This window comes from Acidovorax sp. KPB24-03 (genome assembly GCF_057546605.1).
The window spans coordinates 1-5,578 of record NZ_BAAJYR010000229.1; the positions used below are offsets into that span (position 1 = coordinate 1).

Consider the following 5,578-nt stretch of genomic DNA (forward strand, 5'->3'; position numbering starts at 1 on the left):
TTTTGATTGCCTTCGACGCTATTTAATTGATAGCACCAATCCCACGCGCCCGGCCGACGACCCCGATCAGCCCGTGGCGGTGACTTCATAATTGATAACGCTTCTCATTCTTCTAACCGCTTTCCGCCGCCCGGCGGTCCTCTCCCGGCCCTTCACGGCCTGGCCACGGACCCCGGCCCACCGGCCGCAAAGCCCGCTCCTGAACACCATGCACCGACACGCCTGCCGCGCAGAACCCCGATTCGCCCCCACCCCGCTCGCCCGCCTTGTCCGCCATTGCGTCGGCGCAGGGCTTCTGATCGCCGCCACCGGCGCCGGCGCGCAGACCGCCGCCCGGACGGCGCTCGACGAAGTGGTCGTCTCCGACCAGGCCGAGGCCATCGGCGGCCTGCAAAAGACCTATTCGGGCGGCCAGTTCGCGCGCGGCGGCAACCTCGGCATCCTGGGCAACACCGACCTGATGAACGTGCCGTTCAGCACCACCAACTACACCTCGGAGCTGATCGACAACCAGCAGGCACGGACCGTGGCGGACGTGGTGATGAACGACGCCTCGGTGCGCACGCTCACCTCGCGCGGCGGCTTCGGCGACGACTTCCAGGTGCGGGGCTTCACCCTGTCCAACAGCGACATCAGCATGAACGGGCTGTTCGGCTTGGCGCCGTCCACCAGCATCCCGCTGGAGACCATCGAGCGCGTCGAAGTGCTCAAGGGCCCCGGCGCGCTGACCAATGGCGTGGGCCCGAGCGGCAGCGTCGGCGGCAGCATCAACGTGGTGACCAAGCGCGCGGCGGACGTGCCGCTCACGCGGCTGACCACCACCTACATGGGCAAGGCGCAGTTCGGCACCCACCTGGACGTGGGCCGCCGTTTCGGCGAAGACAACCAGTGGGGCGTGCGCGTGAACGGCCTGGTGCGCGGCGGCGAGGGCAACATCGACGGCGGCAAGCAGAACCTGGGCCTGGGCTCGGTCGGCCTGGACTACGCCGGCGCCCGCACGCGCTGGTCGCTGGACGCCTTCGCCACGCGCGGCGAAACCAAGGAATTCCGGCCCCAGATCAACTTCGCCGGCACGGCCACCTCGGTGCCGGCCGTGCCCGACGCGCGGCTCAACTTCTACCCCGGCACGAAGCTGCAGGACAACGTGAAGACGGTCATGTCGCGCCTGGAGCACGACCTGAACGACCGCACCACCGTCTACGGCAGCCTGGGCTACATGGACATGGACTACGAGCAGACCTTCCCCAGCGGCCGGCCCGACGCGCTGGGCAACTTCCGCGTGTCGAACGCCTATTACGACCAGTACACGAAGTCCAAGGCCGCCGACGTCGGCCTGCGCACGCGCTTCAAGACCGGCAGCGTCGGCCACACGCTGGCGCTGGGCGCGAACTACCTCAACCAGGAAACGGGCTACTTCTACGCCACCTCGGCCACGACCAACGCCTCCAACCTGTACAACCCCTCGCCCCTGCCCGCCATGACCGTGGCGCGCGGCGCACCCGGCAAAAGCTCGGTCACCGACCAGTCGAGCCTGGCCCTGGCCGACACCATGGCCTTCCTCGACGACCGCCTGCTGGTGACCCTGGGCCTGCGCCACCAGACCATGGAGCAGGAAAACTTCACGCCCACCACCGGCGTCTCCACCAGCCGCTACGACAAGAGCGCCGTGACGCCCCTGGCGGGCGTGGTGTTCAAGCCCGCGAGGAACATCTCGGTCTATGCCAACTACACCGCAGGCCTCACCCGCGGTGCCACCGCCGGGGTCACCACCGCCAACGCCGGCGAGACCTTCGCTCCGCAAAAATCCAAGCAGCACGAAGTGGGCGTGAAAGTGGACTGGGGCCAGCTCACCACGCAGGCCGCCATCTACCAGATCAAGAAGCCCGGCGCGGTCACCGACCCGGTCACCAATGTGTACAGCTTCGGCGGCGAGCAGCGCAACCGCGGCCTGGAGCTGACGGCCTACGGCGAAGTCCAGCGCGGCCTGCGCCTGATGGCCAGCGCCGCCTTCAACGACGCCAAGCTCACGCGCACCGCAGGCGGCCTGAACCAGGGCAACAACGCCGCCGGCGTGCCGGACCGCACCTTCAACCTGGGCCTGGACTGGGACACCCCCTGGGTGCAGGGCCTGAGCCTGAACGGCCGCGTCATCCACACCTCGCCGGTCTATGCCGACGCCGCCAACCGCCTGCGCGTGGGCAACTGGACGCGCCTGGACATCGGCGCCCGCTACGCCACCAAGGTCTCCGGCAAGCCCGTGGTGCTGCGCGCCAGCCTGGAAAACGCGTTTGACAAGAACTACTGGGTGGTCAGCAACTACGTGACCGTGGGTGCGCCACGCACGCTGATGCTGTCGGCGGCTGTGGATTTCTGACGCTAGGTTGCCTGGCAGGAAATCAGAGGCCCGAACAACGCCGCCGGCGTTGCCGTGTCAGCCTCATGGTGCAGAGGACGCTAAACCTCGATGCGCGCCGGTGGGGTGCAGAATCTGCTCCAGCTTTTCGCGGATCGCTTCCGCTTTGCTTCCACTGCGGTTGATGGTTTCGCAATTCCCCAGCGCCGTTTCTTTGGACGGACTCGTGGAGCGGGCGTAGCGCAGGGACTCGCAGTCGCACCGCAACCGGGCTTTCAAGACCTTTGTCCGCTGAATCCGAACTTCGGCCACCCAGCATGCGTCGGCGCAGCCGCAGGAGCGGTAGTTGAGCACTTCGCCGCGGTAGGGCCAGTCCAAGCGGTAGATACCTGCTCCTCCAGCGTGCGCCATCGCAGCGGTGGAGACAAAACAAAGCACCAAAGTGCTGCGCAGGACACGCCGTGCGGAGACGGGTTTGTCAAAAGGCATCTTTGGATATGGTGAGTTCTAACGCCTTGAGGTTTTCAATCCCAAATGTTTTTCGTAAATCTCGACGGTCTTTGTCATCCCCTCGACTGTCCAGGCCAAAGCATCGTCGGGACCGTTTGGATTGCGTCCGCTGGAAAACACGATGATTGGACGTTGCGGGCTGTTGACGGGCGGCAGTCCATAGCTCATCAATACCCAGTCGCCCGCAAGCCGCGTCGTGCGACCGTTGGCATCGGGGAACGGGTGAATGCTGACAAGGCGCTGCACTGTCGCAGCAGACAATTCAGCGGGACTCATTCTGCCTTGAGCCACCTGAGCAGACGCCTGTTCAAACCATTCATCAAACTGAGCCATCTCCGCACCCACTTCTCGCTCGTCCACTACAGCAGCTGCAGAGCCCCCCTGGGGAAAACCAGTCGGTTGCCGACGAAACTCCCCAAAGCGAGCGCCAAGTTTTTCATAAGCATCGGGGTCATTGAAAGGATCGGTGTCCTTGCCCAGCATCGCATTCAGGCGCTTCAGATGGTCGGTATCCAACGGCTGGTGCTGGCCGATCCATTCTTTGATTTGATGATTGGCGGCCTTCCAATTGCGCCCTGCCAGTGGTGTTGATTGCGCGGTATTGGAGAGACCGGCCCTGCCCTGGTCCACTTCCAAGCGGGCGGCCTCTGCCTTCTGTGCCACTCTAGCGCCGCCGGTTTCGATCAGCTTCTGGATCGTTCCCCAGTGCTTTTGCACGTGCTTGAGTTTGGCGTCTTGCTCTTTGCGCACAGGCGGACTGATGGGTTGGTTTAAAACCAAGTCCATCAGGCGGATCTGCGTGCCTCGCGTGCCGACATGCACCTTTTTGAAGTTCAGGCCTGGTGGAAGCTGCTGCATGGCCGCGTTGTCCGCTAAGTTCAGCGACTTCAGCTTTGGGAGGGCACCAATACCAGAAGGAATGCTCGAGAGCGAGCAACCTTTCAATTCCAGATGTTCAATATTGGGGCTCTCGCCTAATTTCTCCGGTAAATGGCTGAGCCTCGGATTATTAGAGAGATCGATTTGCCGGATTTTTGGACCCATCCCGCCTTCCGGCAAGACCACCAAATTACAACGGGTTGCCTCGATCACCTCGAATTTTTTCAAATCCGCCATCGATGCAGGGAGTTCGGTCAATTGGCCGTTATTTTTAATCTCCAGCATGACCAACTCCCCCGCCTGACCGATATTTTCCGGCAACTCATGCAGGTCACAATCGTTTGCCTGGATGCGGGCCAATGCGGGGGCGTAAGCCAGATCGGGCGGCAAATTTTTGAGTGAAGGGTTGCCATTCACAATGAGGTTTCCCAAATGTGGCAGCAAGAAAAGCCCATCCGGAAGACTGCTCAGATGTTTCCCTTCCAAGTCTAGAACGAAGGACTCCTCCTCGTGGGCTTTGAGAATTTTGGTTTTTACCGACTGGGGACCTGACCAATTCGTCAAAAAATCTTGGAGCATTTCCCTTTGCTCGCTCTTGCTCTGCGGCAATACTGGCCTGATTTCCGCCCTGCCCGATCGACCCCTTATCGAGGGAGACATCATCAGGGTAGACCCCGGCTCGGATGCGACCCGCTCGGCAATTTCCGTCATCCTTCGCCGATCCAGCGCAGGTCCACGGGGCTGAAACGCAAATGCCTTTCTTGGAGCAGACGAACTGGAACTCGATGAGTTGCCCTCGACGCGTGGAGGCAAATCAGATGGGCGATGGAGCGCAGCCCGATGCCTGAGAGGCGGGCGTTGGGTACTCGGCCCTTCCCCTGATGCAGTCGGGTTACCACGACGTGATGATGAATCAATGGGCGATGACTTCATTAGGGGACTCCATAGCAATTCGTTAAATCATCTTAAAAAATGCAAAGGAAACCCAATGATCGAGCGCGAAGCAATGGCAAAAATAACGAATTACTCTCGCTTGACGAATTGGCAGCACATCTCCTTGTTGAAAGTCGAGCATCTTTTCCTGCAATTGAGCATCGATGCACGAAATACCGATCGGATCCATCAACGCCGAGCGCTATCATCATCAAAGCACCCCCAACGCGAACGCTTCTGATCCCGGTACGCATGCAGAGCGCCGGCCCGGGGGCTTTCACCCGCGGGCCGGGTGGCCGCGCGATACTCCTGCCCTGATTCCAAGGAAAACACATGCAGGGAAACCCACAGGTCATCGATTATTTCAAGGACCTGCTGCGCGGCGAACTGGCCGCGCGCGATCAATACTTCATCCATTCGCGCCTCTACGAAGACCAGGGCTTCGTGAAGCTCTACACGCGGATCGACCATGAAATGCAGGAAGAGACCCAGCACGCCGACGCGCTGCTGCGGCGCATTCTCTTCCTGGGCGGCATGCCCGACATGCGCCCGAAGGAATTCACCCCCGGCACCACGGTGCCCGAGATGCTGCGCAAGGACCTGGCCACCGAATACGAAGTGCGCGCCGCGCTGCAGCAAGGCATGGCCCTGTGCGAAAGCGTGCAGGACTACGTGAGCCGCGACCTGCTGCTCGCCCAGTTGCGCGACACCGAGGAAGACCACGCCTACTGGCTGGAAAAGCAGATCGGCCTGATCGACAAGGTCGGCCTGCAGAACTACCTGCAAACACAATCGGCCTCCGCGGACTGATCCTGCGCCCGGCCAAGGCGCGCACGCCAGGGCGGTGTGCGCGCTTTTCTTTTTTCCAAGCCGTTCAAGCCCCACGCCGGCGTTTTCATTGCC

General features: G+C 61.9%; 5 protein-coding genes. 3 read left to right on the forward strand and 2 right to left on the reverse strand.

Features of this window, described 5'->3' with window-relative positions; genetic code table 11:
* Positions 1 to 208: 208 nt before the first annotated feature.
* Entirely contained in the window at positions 209 to 2,374 is a 2,166-nt protein-coding gene (locus AC27KI_RS17835) for a TonB-dependent receptor (protein ID WP_487088910.1), read from the forward strand.
* 63 nt (positions 2,375 to 2,437) lie between these two features.
* Here AC27KI_RS17835 and AC27KI_RS17840 read toward each other — a convergent pair whose 3' ends face one another.
* Positions 2,438 to 2,842: a hypothetical protein gene (locus AC27KI_RS17840; RefSeq protein WP_487088912.1), complete on the reverse strand. Its 405-nt coding sequence runs from the start codon at positions 2,840 to 2,842 to the stop codon at positions 2,438 to 2,440.
* Between the two features lie 18 nt (positions 2,843 to 2,860).
* Positions 2,861 to 4,453: a Fic family protein gene (locus tag AC27KI_RS17845; RefSeq protein WP_487088914.1), complete on the reverse strand. Its 1,593-nt coding sequence runs from the start codon at positions 4,451 to 4,453 to the stop codon at positions 2,861 to 2,863.
* Positions 4,454 to 4,730: 277 nt separating this feature from the next.
* Here AC27KI_RS17845 and AC27KI_RS17850 point away from each other — a divergent pair, with 277 nt between their 5' ends.
* Positions 4,731 to 4,916, forward strand: coding sequence for a hypothetical protein (locus AC27KI_RS17850; protein ID WP_487115038.1), 186 nt, complete (start codon positions 4,731 to 4,733; stop codon positions 4,914 to 4,916).
* A 92-nt stretch (positions 4,917 to 5,008) separates the two neighbouring features.
* On the forward strand, positions 5,009 to 5,485 hold the full coding sequence (gene bfr, locus AC27KI_RS17855; RefSeq protein ID WP_487115040.1) for a bacterioferritin: 477 nt from the start codon (positions 5,009 to 5,011) through the stop codon (positions 5,483 to 5,485).
* The last annotated feature ends 93 nt before the right edge of the window (positions 5,486 to 5,578 follow it).

Excerpts from the sequence above, each read along its gene's own strand:
- AC27KI_RS17835 (WP_487088910.1), top strand. The coding sequence starts at position 209 with ATGCACCGACACGCCTGCCGCGCAGAACCCCGATTCGCCCCCACCCCG.
- AC27KI_RS17840 (WP_487088912.1), bottom strand. The coding sequence starts at position 2,842 with ATGCCTTTTGACAAACCCGTCTCCGCACGGCGTGTCCTGCGCAGCACT.
- AC27KI_RS17845 (WP_487088914.1), bottom strand. The coding sequence starts at position 4,453 with ATGACGGAAATTGCCGAGCGGGTCGCATCCGAGCCGGGGTCTACCCTG.
- AC27KI_RS17850 (WP_487115038.1), top strand. The coding sequence starts at position 4,731 with ATGATCGAGCGCGAAGCAATGGCAAAAATAACGAATTACTCTCGCTTG.
- bfr (WP_487115040.1), top strand. The coding sequence starts at position 5,009 with ATGCAGGGAAACCCACAGGTCATCGATTATTTCAAGGACCTGCTGCGC.